The sequence below is a fragment of the Phenylobacterium sp. genome (assembly GCF_036723115.1).
Lineage (GTDB): Bacteria > Pseudomonadota > Alphaproteobacteria > Caulobacterales > Caulobacteraceae > Phenylobacterium.
Genome location: NZ_DAIMHV010000026.1, coordinates 1 through 3,146 on the forward strand (window position 1 = coordinate 1; position 3,146 = coordinate 3,146).

The following is a 3,146-nucleotide window of genomic DNA, read 5'->3' on the forward strand; positions in this document are numbered from 1 at the left end:
GGGTTGAGGACGGGGGTAGCGACGTGTCGTTCATCTCATCTCAACGCGCTGATAGATGTCCTGTTGCCCCGGCGCCCTCGCGCCCGGCGGAATCTGGTCTAAATAGAGCCCATGTCCGAGCCTCGCACCACACGCTGCCTCATCCTGGGATCTGGCCCCGCCGGCTACACCGCCGCCATCTATGCCGCCCGCGCCCTGCTGAACCCCGTCATGATCGCCGGCATACAGCCCGGCGGTCAGCTGACCATCACCACCGACGTGGAGAACTATCCGGGCTTCGCCGAGGTCATCCAGGGGCCCTGGCTGATGGATCAGATGCGCGCCCAGGCGGAGCACGTGGGCACGGAGATCATCAACGACATCGTCATCGAGGCCGACCTTTCCAGCCGTCCCTTCCGCCTGGTCTGCGATTCCGGCGAGGTCTGGCTGGCCGAGACCCTGATCATCGCCACCGGCGCGCAGGCGCGCTGGCTTGGCCTGGAAAGCGAGGAGCAGTTCAAGGGCTTTGGCGTCTCGGCCTGCGCCACCTGCGACGGCTTCTTCTATCGCAACAAGGAGGTCGTAGTTGTCGGCGGCGGCAACACCGCCGTAGAAGAGGCGCTCTTCCTGACCAACTTCGCCTCCAAGGTCACCCTGGTCCATCGCCGCGACGAACTGCGAGCCGAAAAGATCCTGCAGGAGCGCCTGCTGGCCCATCCGAAGATCGAGGTGATCTGGGATCATGCGGTTGATCGGGTCCTGGGCGACACCGATCCCCTCGGCGTGACGGGCGTGCGCCTGAAGCATGTGGAAAGCGGCGAGACGCGCGAGATCGCCTGCGCCGGGGTGTTCGTGGCCATTGGTCACGCCCCGGCCTCTGAGCTCTTCAAGGGCCAGCTGTCCATGGACGCCTCGGGCTATCTGGACGTGAGGCCAGGATCGGCCTCCACCGAGATCGAGGGCGTCTACGCCGCCGGGGATGTCACCGACGATGTCTATCGCCAGGCGGTGACGGCGGCGGGCATGGGCTGTATGGCGGCCCTGGAAGCCGTCCGCTTCCTGGCCGAGGAAGACCACCGCAAGGCTAATCATCCGATCAGCCACGCCGAAGCCGAGAAGATCGGCGTCTGGTGAGGCTGCGCCTCCAGACCCGCGAGGGCTCATGACCAATCTGATCGTTCGCGGGGGCCGCCCCCTGCGGGGCGAGATCACGCCCTCGGCCAACAAGAACGCCGTGCTGCCGGTGCTGTGCGCCACCCTGCTCAGCGACGCGCCCCTGACGCTCTACCGGGTGCCCGACATCACCGATGTGCGGAAGATCCTGGACTTCTTCCGGGCCCTGGGCAGCCGGGTGGAGATGGATTTCGACAGCGGTACGTTGAATCTCCACCACGGGGAGAATCTGAACCCGGCCGGCGCCCACCTGCCGCTGGGCATGCGCTCGTCGGTCATGCTGATCCCGGCCCTGTTGCACCGGTTCGGCCAGGCCAGCCTGGAGGACGAGGCCAAGGGCTGCACCCTGGGCGCGCGGGAGATTGATCCGCATCTGGAGGTGTTCGAGGCCTTTGGCGCGCGCGTTGAAAGCCGCGAAGGCGCCATCCTCATCACCACGCCGGACGGTTTCCACGCCACCCGGCACTGGCTGGACTACGCCTCGGTCACCACCACCGAGAACTTCGCCATCTGCGCGGCCACCGCCAAGGGGCGCTCGCAGCTGGTGAACGCGGCCTGCGAGCCGCACGTGCAGGAGTTCTGTCGCTTCCTGGTGGAGATGGGGGCCAGGATCGACGGGGTCGGCGCCTCAACCCTCACCATCGAGGGCGTCGAGCGGCTGGGGTCCGCCAGCTTCACCTTCGAAGACGACTTCCACGAGGTCGCCACCTTCCTGGCCATGGGCGCCATCACCGGCGGCGACGTGGCCGTCCGCAATGGGGCGGCCGACTGGTTTCCCCTGATCGATCGCACCTTCGCCAAGTTCGGCGTGGAGGTGACGCACGAGGGCGGCTGGTCGCGGGCGCGGCTGGATGGCCCCCTGCGTGTGCGCCAGCCCTTCACCAGCCATATCCTGCAGAAGGTGGAGGCCGCCCCCTGGCCCTATGTGCCCGCCGACCTGCTGCCCATCTTCATCGCCCTGGGGGTCCGGGCCGAAGGCTCGGTGATGTTCTGGAACAAGGTCTATGAGGGGGCCCTGGGCTGGACCTCCGAACTGGCCAAGTTCGGCGGCCATGCGGTGCTGTGCGATCCCCACAGGGTGATCACCTATGGCGGCAAGCCCCTGTTCCCCGCCGAGGTCGAAAGCCCCTACATCATCCGGGTGGCCATCGCCCTCTTCATGCTGGCCGCCAGCATCGAAGGGGTGTCCACCATCTATAACGCCGCGCCGATCAAGAGGGCCCATCCGCGTTTCGTGGAGAACCTCAACGCCCTGGGCGCCGACGTGGAATGGGTGAGCGGGGACTGACGCATGATCCGCCTCGCCCGCGCCGCTGATCACCCCGCCATCCGCCAGCTGAACCTCGCAGCCTTCGACGGCGCGGCCGAGGCTGAACTGGTGGACAAGCTGCGCGCCGACGGCGACCTGGTGTTCGAGCTTGTAGCGGAGACCGAGGGCGAGCTGGCCGGCCACATCCTCTTCAGCCGGCTCTGGACCGACAGCGAGCACCTCTATGTGGCGCTTGCGCCCATGGCGGTCCGGCCCGATCGCCAGAGGTCGGGGACCGGCTCGGCCCTGGTGCGGGCGGGCCTGGACATGTGCAAGGAGTTCGGCGCCCACGGGGCGCTGGTTCTGGGCCACCCGGCCTATTACCGGCGCTTCGGCTTCACGACGGACACCGTGCGGCGGGTCAAGGCCCCCTATTCCGGTTCTGAGGCCTTCATGGGATTGGCCCTGGCGGACGAGGCCTTCGCCGAGCCCCTGATGGCGGCCTATCCCAGCGCCTTCTCCGGGAGCTAGTCGCGGGGCGCCGCGCCGTCGGCCTCCAGCCTCGCCTCCAGTTCAGCCAGACGGGCGTTGATCTGACGGACTTCCTCGGCGGTGGGCCGGCGACGGGGCGGTTGCAGCACGCCGGCCACGCGGGTCTCGGCCGCGCCGGCCTGCGGCTCGGCCACCTGATAGGTGCGAACCTCGCCGCCCAGGGCCAGGGTCACGGACCGGGCCGCGGGCCCCG

The 3,146-nt window shown here is 68.2% G+C and carries 4 protein-coding genes; 3 read left to right on the plus strand and 1 reads right to left on the minus strand.

The window, feature by feature from the left end; genetic code table 11:
* Window positions 1–111 precede the first annotated feature (111 nt).
* The 3 genes from trxB to V7D28_RS04890 are packed head-to-tail and all read left to right on the plus strand — an operon-like array spanning window position 112 to window position 2,932.
* Window positions 112–1,113, plus strand: coding sequence for a thioredoxin-disulfide reductase (trxB, locus tag V7D28_RS04880; RefSeq protein WP_333586240.1), 1,002 nt, complete (start codon window positions 112–114; stop codon window positions 1,111–1,113).
* A 28-nt stretch (window positions 1,114–1,141) separates the two neighbouring features.
* Window positions 1,142–2,440 carry a UDP-N-acetylglucosamine 1-carboxyvinyltransferase gene (locus tag V7D28_RS04885; RefSeq protein ID WP_333586241.1) on the plus strand — a complete coding sequence of 433 codons (1,299 nt, stop codon included), beginning with the start codon at window positions 1,142–1,144 and terminating at the stop codon, window positions 2,438–2,440.
* A 3-nt stretch (window positions 2,441–2,443) separates the two neighbouring features.
* Complete coding sequence (locus V7D28_RS04890) at window positions 2,444–2,932, plus strand: GNAT family N-acetyltransferase (RefSeq protein ID WP_333586242.1); 489 nt, start codon at window positions 2,444–2,446, stop codon at window positions 2,930–2,932.
* Here the strand turns inward: V7D28_RS04890 and V7D28_RS04895 are convergent.
* Window positions 2,929–3,146: hypothetical protein (locus V7D28_RS04895; RefSeq protein WP_333586243.1), on the minus strand; the 218-nt coding region annotated here is incomplete at its 5' end. The two genes, V7D28_RS04890 and V7D28_RS04895, sit on opposite strands and share 4 nt — an antisense overlap.

Bases quoted from the DNA above. Each gene is read 5' to 3' on its own strand.
- V7D28_RS04885 (WP_333586241.1), top strand. From the start codon at position 1,142: ATGACCAATCTGATCGTTCGCGGGGGCCGCCCCCTGCGGGGCGAGATC.
- V7D28_RS04890 (WP_333586242.1), top strand. From the start codon at position 2,444: ATGATCCGCCTCGCCCGCGCCGCTGATCACCCCGCCATCCGCCAGCTG.
- trxB (WP_333586240.1), top strand. From the start codon at position 112: ATGTCCGAGCCTCGCACCACACGCTGCCTCATCCTGGGATCTGGCCCC.